The sequence below is a fragment of the [Acidovorax] ebreus TPSY genome (assembly GCF_000022305.1).
Taxonomy (GTDB): Bacteria; Pseudomonadota; Gammaproteobacteria; order Burkholderiales; family Burkholderiaceae_C; genus Diaphorobacter; species Diaphorobacter nitroreducens.
On the sequence record NC_011992.1, the window covers coordinates 2,633,055 to 2,647,311 of the forward strand.

The 14,257-nt window shown below is 67.3% G+C and carries 9 protein-coding genes; 4 read left to right on the forward strand and 5 right to left on the reverse strand.

Translation table 11 applies throughout. The features are described from left to right. Positions 1-5: 5 nt before the first annotated feature. From DTPSY_RS12415 to DTPSY_RS12425, 3 genes are all read right to left on the reverse strand, one after another. Positions 6-1,967, reverse strand: coding sequence for a TRAP transporter large permease (locus DTPSY_RS12415; protein ID WP_015913859.1), 1,962 nt, complete (start codon positions 1,965-1,967; stop codon positions 6-8). Next, positions 1,964-2,584: a TRAP transporter small permease subunit gene (locus DTPSY_RS12420; protein ID WP_015913860.1), complete on the reverse strand. Its 621-nt coding sequence runs from the start codon at positions 2,582-2,584 to the stop codon at positions 1,964-1,966. Before DTPSY_RS12420 ends, DTPSY_RS12415 begins: the two co-directional genes overlap by 4 nt. Positions 2,585-2,711: 127 nt before the next feature. Then, a complete protein-coding gene (locus DTPSY_RS12425) occupies positions 2,712-3,827 on the reverse strand; it encodes a TRAP transporter substrate-binding protein (protein WP_011806257.1) in 1,116 nt (371 codons plus the stop codon). A gap of 432 nt (positions 3,828-4,259) precedes the next feature. Between DTPSY_RS12425 and DTPSY_RS12430 the strand changes: the two genes are divergently transcribed. Continuing rightward, on the forward strand, positions 4,260-5,312 hold the full coding sequence (locus tag DTPSY_RS12430; RefSeq protein ID WP_015913861.1) for an Ldh family oxidoreductase: 1,053 nt from the start codon (positions 4,260-4,262) through the stop codon (positions 5,310-5,312). Between the two features lie 94 nt (positions 5,313-5,406). Here DTPSY_RS12430 and DTPSY_RS12435 read toward each other — a convergent pair whose 3' ends face one another. Together DTPSY_RS12435 and DTPSY_RS12440 are read right to left on the reverse strand one after the other, a co-directional pair. After that, positions 5,407-6,624 (reverse strand): multidrug effflux MFS transporter, encoded by a 1,218-nt coding sequence (locus tag DTPSY_RS12435; RefSeq protein ID WP_015913862.1) that lies wholly within the window; start codon positions 6,622-6,624, stop codon positions 5,407-5,409. Between the two features lie 56 nt (positions 6,625-6,680). Further along, the gene (locus DTPSY_RS12440; protein ID WP_015913863.1) at positions 6,681-8,327 is read right to left on the reverse strand and encodes an acyl-CoA synthetase; all 1,647 of its coding nucleotides are present in this window, start codon (positions 8,325-8,327) and stop codon (positions 6,681-6,683) included. Between the two features lie 81 nt (positions 8,328-8,408). Here DTPSY_RS12440 and dnaG point away from each other — a divergent pair, with 81 nt between their 5' ends. From dnaG to DTPSY_RS12455, 3 genes are all read left to right on the forward strand, one after another. Further along, entirely contained in the window at positions 8,409-10,385 is a 1,977-nt protein-coding gene (gene dnaG, locus DTPSY_RS12445; protein WP_015913864.1) for a DNA primase, read from the forward strand. Positions 10,386-10,656: 271 nt separating this feature from the next. Beyond that, the gene (gene rpoD / locus DTPSY_RS12450; protein ID WP_015913865.1) at positions 10,657-13,062 is read left to right on the forward strand and encodes an RNA polymerase sigma factor RpoD; all 2,406 of its coding nucleotides are present in this window, start codon (positions 10,657-10,659) and stop codon (positions 13,060-13,062) included. Positions 13,063-13,266: 204 nt separating this feature from the next. Next, positions 13,267-14,226: a ketopantoate reductase family protein gene (locus DTPSY_RS12455; protein ID WP_015913866.1), complete on the forward strand. Its 960-nt coding sequence runs from the start codon at positions 13,267-13,269 to the stop codon at positions 14,224-14,226. Positions 14,227-14,257 lie beyond the last annotated feature (31 nt).

Genomic DNA, 14,257 nt, shown 5'->3' on the forward strand with positions numbered 1-14,257 from the left:
CGGCATCACTTGTAGAGCAGTTGCGGCAGCCACAGACCGATCTGCGGCCACACATACAGCAGCACGATCGCCAGCACCTGGATGCCCATGAACGGCAGCATGCCCAGGAAGATCTGGTTGAGCCTCACATGCGGCGGCGCCACGCCCTTCAGGTAGAACGCCGACATGGCCACGGGCGGCGACAGGAAGGCCGTCTGCAGGTTCAGCGCCACCAGCAGGCCGAAGAACAGCGGGTCCACGCCGAAGTGGCTCAGCAGCGGGATGAAGATGGGCATGAAGATCACGATGATCTCCGTCCACTCCAGCGGCCAGCCCAGCAGGAAGATCACCACCTGCGACAGCACCATGAACTCGATCTTGCTCAGGTTCATGGAGAGCACCCACTGCTCGATGAGCTCCTGCCCCCCCAGCAGCGCGAAGGCCGCGGAGAAGATGGCCGAGCCCACGAACAGCCAGCACACCATGGCCGAGGTCTTGGCCGTGAGGTACACCGACTCGCGCACCACATCCATGCTCAGACGCTTGTAGGCCGCGGCCAGCACGAAGCCGCCGAACGCCCCCATGGCCGCCGCCTCGGTCGGCGTCGCCAGACCGAACACGATGGAGCCCAGCACGGCCATGATCAGTGTCAGCAGCGGGAAGAACGAGCCCAGCAGCATCTTGAAGATTTCCAGCCGCGCGAAGCTCAGGAACAGATAGAAGAGCGCTGTGGCCGCACCCAGCACGCCAAACATGACCCACCACCAGGTGGGCGCGGGTTGCGTGGCGGCCTGGGGCGTGGCACCTGCGGTGGAGCCGGGCGGCTCTCCCACTGCGGATGGGGCGGACTGCGCGGGCTCGGCGCCGGGGGGTTCGGCCAGCGCACCACTGTCCGCGCCCGGAGGCTCCTGCAGGCCCGTGGATTCCTGCGGCGGTTCTTGCAGGCCGCCCTCCACCGGCGGCTCCTGCAAGCCAAACTCCGACGCCACCCGGGGCGAGTTGTCGTTGAAGCCGATGGGTTGGATGCCGTACGCCTCCTCCACCGACACCGTGGTGACCGCACGCCAGCTGCTGGTGGCCAGCAGTACGAACAGCAGCCCCGGCATCACCACCAGTGCCAGTTGCCGCAGCACATAGGCCGTGGGTACCTGCGCATTGCGCTTGCCCTTGAGGGCATCCAGCAAGCGCACGGGGGCATATTGCTGCGTCTCGGCGGGCAGCGCGGCGGTCATGGCCGGCAGCACCACCTGCCGTTCCTCGGCCGACAGCGGCGGCGCCCAGGCCGGCTTGAGCTTGGCCATCAGAATCACGTACATCACATACAGGCCCGCCAGCATGATGCCGGGGAAGAAGGCGCCCGCGTACAACTGCACCACCGATACGCCCGCCGTCGCGCCATACAGGATCAGCAGCACCGACGGCGGAATCAGGATGCCCAGGCAGCCACCCGCCGTGATCGCGCCGGCCGACATGGGCGTGCTATAGCCCGCGCGCAGCATGGCCGGCAGCGCCAGCAGGCCCATCAGCGTGACCACCGCGCCCACGATGCCCGTGGCGGTGGCGAAGATGGCGCAGGTGATCAACGTGGCCACGGCCAGCGAACCCGGCACGCGCGCCATGGCCAGATGCAGGCTCTTGAAAAGCTTTTCGATCAGGTTGGCCCGCTCGACCAGGTAGCCCATGAACACGAACAACGGAATGGCGATGAGCACGTCGTTGGCCATGCTCTTGTAAGCCGCCTGCACCATCAGGTCCAGCGTGCGCGTGATGTCGCTGTCGTACGCCAGCCAGGTGAAGATCATGCCCATGCCCATGAGCGTGAACGCGGTGGGAAAACCCAGCATGATGGCCACCACCACCAGCGACAGCATCAGCAAGCCCAGGTGGCCGCGCATGATCGTCTCCACGCCCAGCAGCATCCCGACGGCGCCGGCCACCACCAGCGCCATGATGGCAAAGCCGAACCACAGTTCCTTGCGCATCTTCATGGCTTGCCCCCCTGTGCGGCGGATGCGGAAGCCGGCACCTGCAGGTCGCTGTCGTTCACGTGCACCATCTCCTTGAGCTTCTCGACGTCCACCTCTTCCACGTCCTCGCCGCGCCGGGGCCACGCGCCCTGGCGCAGGCAGATCACGCAGCGCGCGATCTCCGCCAGCCCCTGTAGCAGCAGCACGGCGCCCGCCAGGGGAATCACGAACTTGAAGGGGTACAGCGGCAGCGGCGTGGCGGAGAACGTCTGCTCGCGGATGGCCAGCGATTCCTGCGCATAGGTCCAGCCGGCCCAGGTCATGGCCAGCACGCCCGGCAGGAAGAACAGGATGTAGAGCAGCAGGTCCAGCCCGGCCTGCACGCGCGGGCTGAAGAAGCCGTACAGCACGTCGCCGCGCACGTGGCCGTTCTTGGCCAGGGTGTAGGCGCCCGCCAGCATGAACATGGTGCCGTACAGCATGATCTGTGCGTCCAGCACCCAGGCATGGGGGTTGTTCAGCGCGTAGCGCGAGAAGACCTCCCAGCAGATCAGGGCCGTCAGGCCCACGACGGCCCAGGCCGCCGCCTTGCCGATGAAGGTGGACACGGCATCGATGCCGAGTAAGAGTTTTTGCATGGCTGGAAGAGAACGCTGCGGCCCCGCGGGGCAATGAACGGATACACGCTGGCCCGGGCGGCACCGCCTGCGCGCGCCCCCGGCCCTCGTCAGAATGAAAGGCAGGCCCGCCGGGCCTGCCGCGGCATCAGCTCTTGCGCTGCGCGAAGTAGTGGTTCCAGGCCATCTTGAAGTCGACGTCGGTGTCGTTCTTCCAGCGGCCGCTCCTCTGCGCAAAGGTGCGCATGGAGTCCATCACCTTCTTGAACATGGCGTTCTCTTCGGCTTTCTTGGCCGTGACCTTGTCCCAGGCGGCCAACTGCGCGCGCAGGATGGCGTCCGGCGTCTTGTAGAACTTCACCCCCTGCTTGGATTGCATCTCGGCATAGTCCTTGGCGTAGCGGTCGGCGGCCTTCCAGCTCATGTCGGCGCTGGCGGCCTGCACGGCGTAGTCGATGACCGCCTTCAGCTCCGACGACAGCGCGTCGTACTTGCTCTTGTTGAACAGCACTTCGAACTGCTCGCTGGACTGGTGGAAGCTGTGCAACATGCAGTTCTTGGCCACGTCGGGAAAGCCCAGCACGCGGTCGCTGGAGGCGTTGTTGAACTCAGCCGCATCCAGCAGGCCGCGGTCCAGCGCGGGCACGATCTCGCCGCCGGGCAGCGGGTTCACGGCCACGCCCATCTCGGTGAACACGTCCACCGCCAGCCCCACGGTGCGGAACTTCAAACCCTTGAGGTCTTCCACGCGTGCCACCGGCTTCTTGAACCAGCCTAGCGGCTGCGTGGGCATGGGGCCGTAGAGCTTGGAGACCACGTCCAGGTTCAGGCTCTTGTAGATCTCGTCGAGCAGCTCCTTACCGCCGCCGTAGTAATGCCACGCGAGCACGCCGTTGGCATCCAGGCCAAAGGCCGGGCCCGAGCCCCACAGCGCCACGGCCTGGTTCTTGCCGTACCAGTAGGCCACCACGCCATGGCCACCGTCCAGCGTGCCCTTGGCCACGGCATCCAGCAACTGGAAGGCCGGCACCACGGCACCCGCGGGCAACACCTCGATCTTCAGGCGGCTGCCCGCCATGTCGTTGATCTTCTTGGCCAGGTCTCCCGCGAACTCGTGAAAGATATCCTTGGCGGGCCAGGTGCTCTGGAATCGGAACACCGTGGTCTGGGCCGTGCTGATCATGGGCACGGACATGGCTCCCGCGGCAACCGCAGCACCCTTGAGTAGGTTTCGGCGGCCTGGGGTCTTGGTCTGCTCTGTCATCTACTTCACTCCTTGATTGGGATGCCTGGACAATCCAGACCTGCATCTTTGGCGGGTTGCAAATGCATACCAAAGAGGGTTTACGCGAAGCATCGCGCACCCCCCCACGGCGTTCCGCCGCTTTTTGCGCAGTGCACACCTGCGCAGCTCCAGCGCACCGCACCTGTGCAATGCCCTTCATATCTGGCGCAGGGCGCTACGAATTGCGAAGCATGGTGGTGGGGTATGGCCCTGCAATTACTGCGGCGCAGCACGCAGGACCCACTCGGCATTTAGCGGCATGCGCACCACACGCGCCCCAGCGGGGCGGATCATGCGAAGATTGAAGCAAAAACACCGTTAACCCCATAGTGGGAGAACGCGAGAAGCTATGCTTTTGGAAGCAAAGCGCCCCTGCACACCACTTACGCGCCCCACACAGGAGACCTCTGCATGCCCCTTTCTCACACCGCCAGCGGCGACGTCCAGCACGTGCCCTTCGATGACCTGCGCGGCACGCTCGCGCGCATCTTCGAGCGGCATGGCACCAGCGCCGAAGTGGCCGCCGTGCTGGCCCACAACTGCGCCAGCGCCGAACGCGACGGCGCGCACAGCCATGGCGTGTTCCGCATCCCTGGCTACCTGTCGACATTGGCCAGCGGCTGGGTGGACGGCCACGCCGTGCCGCGTGTGGAGGATGTGGCACCCGGTTACCTGGCGGTGGATGCCGGCAATGGCTTTGCCCAACCCGCCTACCGGGCCGCCTATTCGGCGCTGGTGGCCAAAGCGCGCGCGAACGGCGTGGCGCTGCTGGCAATCCGCAACTCGCACCACTTTGCGGCGCTGTGGCCCGACGTGGAGCCGCTCGCTGACGACGGGTTGGTGGCGCTGGCGCTCGTCAACAGCATGGCCTGCGTGGTGCCCAGCGGCGGCACCACGGCGCTCTTCGGCACCAACCCCATCGCCTTCGCCGCGCCCCGCGCGGGCCATGAGCCGCTGGTGTTCGACCTGGCCACCAGCGCCATCGCCCACGGCGACGTACAGATCGCCGCGCGCGAGGGCCGCCTGCTGCCCGACGGCCACGGCGTGGACCGCCACGGCCAGCCCACGAACGACCCACGCGCCATCCTGGACGGCGGCGCGCTGCTGCCTTTCGGCGGCGTGCACAGCAGCTACAAGGGCTCGGCCCTGTCGATGATGGTGGAGCTGCTCGCGGCCGCGCTCACGGGCGGCAACTTCTCGTTCGAGTTCGATTGGAGCGCCCACCCCGGCGCACAGACGCCCTGGACGGGCGAGCTGATCATCACCATCGACCCAGCCAAGAGCGCGGGCCGCAGCTTTGCGCAGCGTTGCGAAGACCTGGTGCAGGCCATGGCGGCCGCGGGCCAGACGCGCCAGCCCGGCGAGCGCCGCTACCGCCAGCGCGCGCGGTCGCTGAAGGACGGCATACCGCTGCCTGCCACCACCTGGGCCGAGCTGCAACGCCTCGCCGACGGGCCAATTTAGAAAATTGAATCAAATGGGCCTACAGCGCCCAATTAATAAGCGCCAACAGCTATTAAAACAATAGCATTCAGGGTTCACTCCGGGAACTGCGCGTCTACTCGCCGCGCGCCCGCTCGCCGCGCACCCGCTTCTCGCGCCGCAGCGCGAACTGCAGACACCCCTGCCCCACCAGCGCCGCGCCCAGCAGCACGCAGGACGAGGCCAGCGCCGGGTTGGAGCCCCAACCCACCAGCAGGGTGAACAGCGCGCCCAGCGCCATCTGCGCAAAACCGTACAACCCGGCAGCCGCGCCGACCTGGCGCGCATCCACCGTCAGCACCTTGGACAGCGCCGCCGGGCTGGCCATGCCGGCACCCAGCACGAACAGCAGCATCAGCCCCACGGTGGCTTCCAGCGTCAGGTAGCCCAGCAGCTCCAGCGCCAGAAAGACCAGCGCGCAGGCCACGCTCACCGCGTTGCCCCAGACCAGCAGCCGGCCCAGCCGCATGCTCAGTGCCAGGCGCCGCGTGAGCGCATTGCCGATCGCCATGCCCACCATCACCACGCCCAGGGCAATGCCCACGTCGCGCAGCGGGTGCCCCAACTGCTCGGTGATGATGAACGGCGCCGCCGCGATGAAGGCATACACCGCCGTGGTCGCGCAACCACCGCCCACCGCATAGGCCAGGAAGGTGGGCGAGCGCAAGAGCGCGGCGTAGGCGCGTGCCAGCCGGCCCGGGCTCACACGGCCCGTGGGCGTACCCGTTTCGGGCACCTTGCGCCAGGAAAGCAGCAGCGTCGCCACACCGGCCAAGGCCAGTGCCACGAACACCGCCCGCCAGCCGCCCAGCGCCACCAGGCCCGAACCCGCCAGCGGCGCCATGCCGGGGCCGACCATCATCATCAAGTTGAGCAGTGCCAGGGCGCGCACGGCCTCCACCGGGCCATTGGTGTCGCGCACCATGGCGCGCCCCAGCGCCAGCCCGGCGCAGCCGCCCAGCGCCTGGATGAACCGCGCAGCGATCAGGGCCGGTGCGGTCGGCGCCAGCATGGCAGCGATGCTGCCCGCCGCGTACAGCGCCAGCCCGCCCAGCAGCAGGGGACGCCGTCCCAACGCATCGGACAAGGGGCCGTAGATCAGTTGCCCGAGCGCCAGCCCGACGATGTAGATGCTGATCGTGGCTTGCACCGCCGCGGGCCCCACGCCGAGCGCGCGCGCCGCGTCCGGCAACGCGGGCACGAACATGTGCATGGCCAGGGTGCCGCTCAGGGTGATGAGCACCAGCAGCCACAGCGGGGGTGCGCCGGCAGAAGGCGAAGGGGACGCGCGCATCGCGGAAGGTTAGCAGCCAGGCCGTGGCGCTGGCCGCCGCCGGCCCTCGGCGGACGTCAGACGTTGATGGCCGCGGCCGATCCCGCCTGCTTGCGCAGCTCGAACTTCTGGATCTTGCCGGTGCTGGTCTTGGGCAACTCGCCGAACACCACGGCACGCGGCACCTTGAAGCCCGCCAGGTGCTTCTTGCAGTGCGCCACGATGTCCTCAGGCGTGGCCTGCGCGCCCGCCTTCAGCTCCACGAAGGCGCAGGGCGTCTCACCCCACTTGGGGTCGGGCTTGGCGACCACGGCGGCGGCCAGCACGTCGGGGTGGCGGTAGAGAACGTCCTCCACCTCGATGGAGGAGATGTTCTCGCCGCCCGAGATGATGATGTCCTTGCTGCGGTCCTTGATCTTGATGTAGCCGTCGGGGTACTGCACCGCCAGGTCACCACTGTGGAACCAGCCGCCACGGAAGGCCTCCTCGGTGGCCTTGGGGTTCTTCAGGTAGCCCTTCATGGCGATGTTGCCGCGGAACATGATCTCGCCCATGGTCTCGCCGTCGTGCGGCACGGGCTCCATGGTGTCTGGGTTGAGCACCATGGCCGCGCGTTGCAGGTGGTAGCGCACGCCCTGGCGGGCATTGAGGCGCGCACGCTCGCCGATGTCCAGCGCGTCCCAGGCCGCGTGCTTGGCGCAGACGGTGGCCGGGCCGTATACCTCCGTGAGGCCGTACACATGGGTCAGGTCGAACCCCATCTGCTCCATGCCCTCGATCATCGAGGCCGGCGGCGCTGCCCCGGCCACCATGGCCTTCACGCCCGCGGGAACGCCCTCCTTCATCGCCGCAGGCGCGTTGACCAGCAGGCCATGCACGATGGGCGCGCCGCAGTAGTGTGTGACGCCGTGGTTGCGGATGGCGTCGAAGATGGCCTGCGCCTCGACCCGGCGCAGGCACACATTGACGCCCGCGCGCGCCGCCACCGTCCAGGGAAAGCACCAGCCGTTGCAGTGGAACATGGGCAGCGTCCAGAGGTAGACGGCATGCTTGGGCATGTCCCACTCCAGCACGTTGCTGACGGCATTGGTGTGCGCGCCGCGGTGGTGGTAGACCACGCCCTTGGGGTTGCCCGTGGTGCCCGAGGTGTAGTTGAGTGCGATGGCGTCCCACTCGTCGCCGGGCAGTTCCCACGCGAACTGCGCGTCACCCTGGGCCAGGAAGTCCTCGTACGTCAGCGTGCCCAGGCGCTGCGCGGCCGGGCCGTACACGGCGTCTTCCACGTCGATGAGCAGCAGCGGCGCCTGCGACTGGCGCAGCGCCAGCGCCTTGGCCATCACGGGGGCGAATTCAGGGTCCACGATCACCGCCTTGGCCTCGCCGTGGTCCAGCATGAAGGCGATGGTCTCCGGGTCCAGCCGGGTATTCAGCGCATTGAGCACCGCGCCCGCCATGGGCACGCCGAAGTGCGCCTCCACCATCGGCGGGGTGTTGGGCAGCATCACGGCCACGGTGTCGTTCTTGCCGATGCCCGCGCGGCGCAGGCTGCTGGCCAGGCGGCGGCAGCGCGCGTAGGTCTGCCCCCAGGTCTGGCGCAGCTCGCCATGCACGATAGCCAGGCGGTCGGGGTAGACCTCGGCCGTGCGTTCGATGAAGGACAGGGGCGACAGCGGCGCATGGTTGGCTTCGGTGCGCGGCAGATTCTGGTCGTACATGCTGGTCACGTGCGGGGCTCCTTTGTTTCTTGTTCAGGTCGGGAATGCAAGACCCCGTTCATTAGAGCAAAGCCAGCTGACGGCGGGCTGATGGAAAATACCCCGGTGTCCATCCCCCAGTCGTTCATCCAGGAGTTGCTTGCGCGCGTTGACGTCGTCGATGTGGTCGGCCGCTATGTGCAGCTCAAGAAGAGCGGCGCCAACTTCATGGGCCTGTGCCCCTTCCACGGGGAAAAATCACCCTCATTCAGCGTCAGCCCGTCCAAGCAGTTCTTCCACTGCTTTGGCTGTGGCAAGAACGGCAATGCGATCGGGTTTCTCATGGACCACGCGGGCATGGGCTTTCGCGAGGCCGTGCAGGACCTGGCCCAGCAGATCGGTATGCAGGTGCCCGACGACGAGAACACCTCGCCCCAGGACCGCGAACGCGCCGCCGCCCAGCGCCAGAAGCAGGCCACGCTGACCGACGTGCTGGAGAAGGCCGGCGACGCCTGGCGACGCCACCTGCGCGAGTCGCCGCGCGCCGTCCAGTATTTCAAGGGCCGGGGCGTATCAGGCCAGGTAGCCAAGCGCTACGGCCTGGGCTACGCGCCGGAGGGCTGGCGGGGCCTGGCCAGCGTGTTCCCCGAGTACGACAGCCCGCTGCTGGAGGAAAGCGGCCTGGTGATCGTGAACGACGAAGACGGCAAGCGCTACGACCGCTTCCGCGACCGCGTGATGTTCCCCATCCGCAACGTCAAGGGCGAGTGCATCGGCTTTGGCGGGCGCGTGCTGGGCGACGACAAGCCCAAGTACCTCAACTCCCCCGAAACCCCGGTGTTCCACAAGGGCCGCGAGCTCTACGGCCTGTACGAGGCGCGCAACGCCATCCGCGAACACGGCTACGCCCTGGTCACCGAAGGCTACATGGACGTGGTGGCGCTGGCGCAACTGGGCTTTCCCAATGCCGTGGCCACGCTGGGCACGGCATGTACGCCCGAGCATGTGCACAAGCTGTTTCGCTTCACCGACACGGTGGTGTTCAGCTTCGACGGCGACGCCGCCGGGCGGCGCGCGGCGCGCAAGGCGCTGGACGGCGCCCTGCCTTACGCCAGCGACACGCGCAGCGTGAAGTTCCTCTTCCTGCCGGCCGAGCACGACCCCGACAGCTTCGTGCGCGCCTATGGACCGGAGGCGTTCGCGCGCCATGTGGGCGACGCCGTGCCGCTGTCGCGCTTCCTGCTGGAGGCTGCGCGCGAGGGCTGCGACCTGGGAACGGCCGAGGGCCGCGCCCACATGCTGAGCAACGCGCGCCCGCTGTGGGCAGCGCTACCCGACGGCGCGCTCAAGCGCCAGTTGCTGACCGAGCTGGGTGAACTGGGCCAGTTGCCCGCGCCGGATCTGGCCCAGCTCTGGGCGCAGGACAGCCCGCGCCCCGGCTCCGCCGCGCACCCGCCCGCGCACGACGGCGCCCCCTTCGGCGACGAGCCGCCCTGGGGGCAGGAACCGCCGGGCATGGAATACGGCAGCCCCGCCGGTGGCGAGCCCGCACGCCGCTGGCGCAAGGGCGGCGAATGGAAGGGCGGGCGCTGGCGCCGCGAAGAGCAGCGCCCCCCACAGCCGCCGCTGCCGCGCCGCCCCCTCACGGGGCGCGCCGACCATGCCGCGCGCCTGCTGCTGTCGCACATGGAATTCCTCGAAGAGCTGTCGCACGAAGATCACACCCTGCTGTGCGACCAGCCCGCGCCGCACGGCGCGCTGTTCGTCTGGCTGGAAGGGCAATTGCACGAGCACGGACCACAGTCCTGGGCGGTGCTGCGCGAGGCCTTGGCAGGCCATGACTGCCAGGCCCTGGCCGAGCGGGTGATGACTGGCTCCCACGCCCAGACCGAGGGGGACGAGACCGAGTTGCGCGCCGAACTGCGTGGACTGCTCAACCGCATGCTCATCGAAGCCATCAAGCTGCAGCAGAACGCCCTGATCGCCGCGGCCTCGCAGGACCCGGCGGCCATCGAGCGCTACCGGCAATTGCAGGAGCGCCGCCGCGCGCTGGAAGAGGGGCTTACAAAAATGACCTCAGGGGCTTGACAAAGCCCCTTGAATTTTGCTGCGCCGGTATAATGTACGGTTTGTCGGCAAGAGCGACAGCAGCACCTCCGGACCAGGCGACCGTGACAAACGCGCACAACCGCCCTCCCCCACCGCAAGGACTGCACACCAAATGTTCGCCCAGACATCTTGCCCCTGAGGGTTTTCCCCTCAAACCGCGAAGGCCCTTGCCGTCGCCGTGCCTGCCCGCGCCGGGTTCCTTGGCGCTTGTGTTTTCTTTGTGTGTCCGTTTTTGACCTTGAGGTTGTCCATGCCCGTTCAAAAGTCCGCGAAGTCGCCCAAGTCTGCCTCTGGCACCCCCGCGAAGGCCGCTTCCAAAGCCGCAACCACTGTGAAAGCCGCCGCCAAGGCGCCCGCGAAAGCCGCCCCTGTCAAGGCCGCTGCCGCCGCGCCCAAGGCTGCGCCGAAAGTCAAGACTGTGTCCACGCCGAAAACTGCTGCCGAGCTGAAAAAAGCCGCTGATGAACTGTTGAAGAAGAAGCCCGCGCGCGCCAAGGCGGCTGCTGCCGAGCCCGAAGTCGCCGAAGAGGCGCCCAAGAAGAAGCCCGGCCGCCCCGCCAAGGCCGCCGGCACCACCGCTGCCGCCAAGGCCCCTGCCAAGCGCGGCCGCAAGCCCAAGGCCAAGGAAGAAGGCCTGGAGGACGACGCCGACCTGTCCGACATCGAGTCCGACCTCGAAGGCGAGCCCGAAGCCGAGGTGGTTGAGGCCGCCGAAGCCGCCCCGGTCGAGAAGGCCAAGCCCCTGCGCATGAAGATCAGCAAGGCCAAGGAACGCGCCTTGATGAAGGAGTTCGGCCTGGACGAGACCGTGCTGTCCGAAGAGGACATGGCCAAGCGCCGCTCGCAGCTCAAGAAGCTGATCACGCTGGGCAAGACGCGCGGCTACCTCACGCAGGTGGAAATCTCCGACCACCTGCCCGACAAGCTGGTGGACGCCGAAACCATGGAAGTCGTGGTCGCCATGCTGGGCGACATGGGCGTGGCCGTGTACGAGCAAACGCCCGACGCGGAAACCCTGTTCCAGAACAACGTGACCCCCACGGCCACCACCGTGGAGGAGGCCGAGGAAGAAGCCGAGGCCGCCCTGTCCACCGTGGACTCGGAATTCGGCCGCACCACCGACCCCGTGCGCATGTACATGCGCGAGATGGGTACGGTGGAGCTGCTCACGCGCGAAGGCGAGATCGAGATCGCCAAGCGCATCGAGGGCGGCCTGATGGACATGATGGAGGCCATCAGCGCCTCGCCCGCCACCATCGCCGAGATCCTCAACATGGGTGAGGAAATCCGCGAGGGCAAGGTCGTCATCTCCACCGTGGTGGACGGCTTCTCCAATCCCAACGAGGCCGACGACTACGTGGCCGAGGAAGACTTCGACGAGTTCGACGAGGAAGACGACGACGACGGCAAGGGCGGCTCCAAGGCGCTGACCAAGAAGCTGGAAGAGCTCAAGAACGAGGCCCTGCGCCGCTTCGACACGCTGCGCGCGCTGTTCGAGAAGATGCACAAGATCTACGACAAGGACGGCTACGGCGGTCCCGCGTACATGAAGGTGCAGCACGAGATCTCGGCAGAGCTGATGACCATCCGTTTCACGGCCAAGACCATCGAGAAGCTGTGCGACATGGTGCGCGCCCAGGTGGACGACGTGCGCAAGAAGGAGCGCGAGCTGCGCCGCATCATCGTGGACAAGTGCGGTATGCCCCAGGAGACCTTCATCAAGGACTTCCCGGCCAACCTGCTGAACCTGCAGTGGGTCGAGAAGCAGGCCGCCGCCGGCAAGCCCTGGAGCGCCGTGATGCAGCGCAACATCCCGCCGATCCAGGAACTGCAGCAAAAGCTGATGGACCTGCAGGCGCGCGTGGTGGTGCCGCTGTCCGAGCTCAAGGAGATCAACAAGCGCATGAACGCGGGTGAAGCCAGCTCGCGCGACGCCAAGAAGGAGATGATCGAGGCCAACCTGCGCCTGGTGATCTCGATCGCCAAGAAGTACACCAACCGCGGCCTGCAGTTCCTGGATCTGATCCAGGAGGGCAACATCGGCCTGATGAAGGCGGTGGACAAGTTCGAATACCGCCGCGGCTACAAGTTCTCGACCTACGCCACGTGGTGGATCCGCCAGGCGATCACACGATCCATCGCGGATCAAGCTCGAACCATCCGCATCCCGGTGCACATGATCGAGACCATCAACAAGATGAACCGCATCAGCCGCCAGCACCTGCAGGAGTTCGGCTTCGAGCCCGATGCGTCCATCCTGGCCGCGAAGATGGAGATCCCCGAGGACAAGATCCGCAAGATCATGAAGATCGCCAAGGAGCCGATCTCGATGGAAACCCCCATCGGCGACGACGACGACAGCCACCTGGGCGACTTCATCGAGGACAGCAGCAACACCGCACCCGTGGACGCCGCCATGCAAGCCGGCCTGCGCGACGTGGTGAAGGACATCCTCGACGGCCTGACCCCGCGCGAAGCCAAGGTGCTGCGCATGCGCTTCGGCATCGAAATGTCCACCGACCACACGCTGGAAGAAGTGGGCAAGCAGTTCGACGTGACGCGCGAACGCATCCGCCAGATCGAGGCCAAGGCGCTGCGCAAGCTCAAGCACCCGAGCCGCTCGGACAAGCTGCGCAGCTTCATCGACTCGCTGTAAGCCACGCATCTTCCGCGCACACCTCGCGCAGCCAACGCCCCCGCCGCTCGGCCGGGGCGTTTTTTATTGCGCGTCAGGGTTTCAAGCCAAATCGGCCTTTCACGCTTATACAGCAAGCGCCAGCAGCTATATTTTTGATAGCAAAACATGGAACGCCCGATCGGTGGACAATGGCCGTCCCGTCCTTCCTGAAAGCTGCCCGCCATGCCTCTGAACACCCCTTCGCACACCGGCCGTCTGCGCTTCGCCGTGATGGGCGCAGGCGCGGTGGGCTGCTACTTTGGCGCCCTGCTGGCGCGTGCGGGCCACGCGGTCACGCTCATCGGCCGCCCGGACCACGTGCAGGCGATCCAGGCCCACGGCCTGCGACTGCAAACCGCCACGCAGGACACCCATGTGCCACTGGAGGCCAGTACCGATGCCAGCGCCGTGCGTGGCGCCGACGTGGTGCTGCTGTGCGTGAAGTCCACCGACACCGAAGAAGCGGCGCGCCAGATGCAGCCCTACCTGGCACCGGGCGCGCTGGTGCTCACGCTGCAAAACGGCGTGGACAACGACGAGCGCGCCCGCGCTGTGCTGGGCGCGGCGCACCCCGTGGCGGCCGCCGTGGTGTATGTGGCCACAGCCATGGCCGGGCCTGGGCACGTGCGTCACTTTGGGCGGGGTGAGCTGGTGATCGGCCCGTCGCCCGCCAGCGCGCGCGTGGCGCGGGAGCTGTGCGACGCGGGCATCCCCGCCGAGGTGTCGGACAACGTGCGCAGCGCCCTGTGGGCCAAGCTGGTCATCAACTGCGCCTACAACGCGCTGTCGGCCATCGTGCAGCAGCCCTACGGCTGGCTGGTGCAGCAGGACGGCGCGACCGATGTGATCGCCGACGTCGTGGCCGAATGCCTGGCCGTGGCGCAGGCGGACGGGGTGCCCCCTCCCGCAGACATCCACGCGGCCGTGCGCGGCATCGCGCAGAGCATGGCGGGCCAACGGTCCTCCACCGCGCAGGACCTGGCACGGGGCCGCCCCACCGAGATCGGCCACCTGAATGGCTACGTGGTGCAGCGCGGCGCCGCGCTGGGTGTCGCCACGCCGGTCAACCGCGCGCTGCTGGTGCTGGTACGCATGGCCGAGGCCAGTGGCGTGCGTGGCCCCCAGGACCATCAAAAAACATAGCTGCCAGCGCTTGATAGGTAAGCGCTGGAGG

Coding starts and splice junctions, on each gene's coding strand:
- DTPSY_RS12415 (WP_015913859.1), bottom strand. CDS start 1,967: ATGAAGATGCGCAAGGAACTGTGGTTCGGCTTTGCCATCATGGCGCTG.
- DTPSY_RS12420 (WP_015913860.1), bottom strand. CDS start 2,584: ATGCAAAAACTCTTACTCGGCATCGATGCCGTGTCCACCTTCATCGGC.
- DTPSY_RS12425 (WP_011806257.1), bottom strand. CDS start 3,827: ATGACAGAGCAGACCAAGACCCCAGGCCGCCGAAACCTACTCAAGGGT.
- DTPSY_RS12430 (WP_015913861.1), top strand. CDS start 4,260: ATGCCCCTTTCTCACACCGCCAGCGGCGACGTCCAGCACGTGCCCTTC.
- DTPSY_RS12435 (WP_015913862.1), bottom strand. CDS start 6,624: ATGCGCGCGTCCCCTTCGCCTTCTGCCGGCGCACCCCCGCTGTGGCTG.
- dnaG (WP_015913864.1), top strand. CDS start 8,409: ATGGAAAATACCCCGGTGTCCATCCCCCAGTCGTTCATCCAGGAGTTG.
- rpoD (WP_015913865.1), top strand. CDS start 10,657: ATGCCCGTTCAAAAGTCCGCGAAGTCGCCCAAGTCTGCCTCTGGCACC.
- DTPSY_RS12455 (WP_015913866.1), top strand. CDS start 13,267: ATGCCTCTGAACACCCCTTCGCACACCGGCCGTCTGCGCTTCGCCGTG.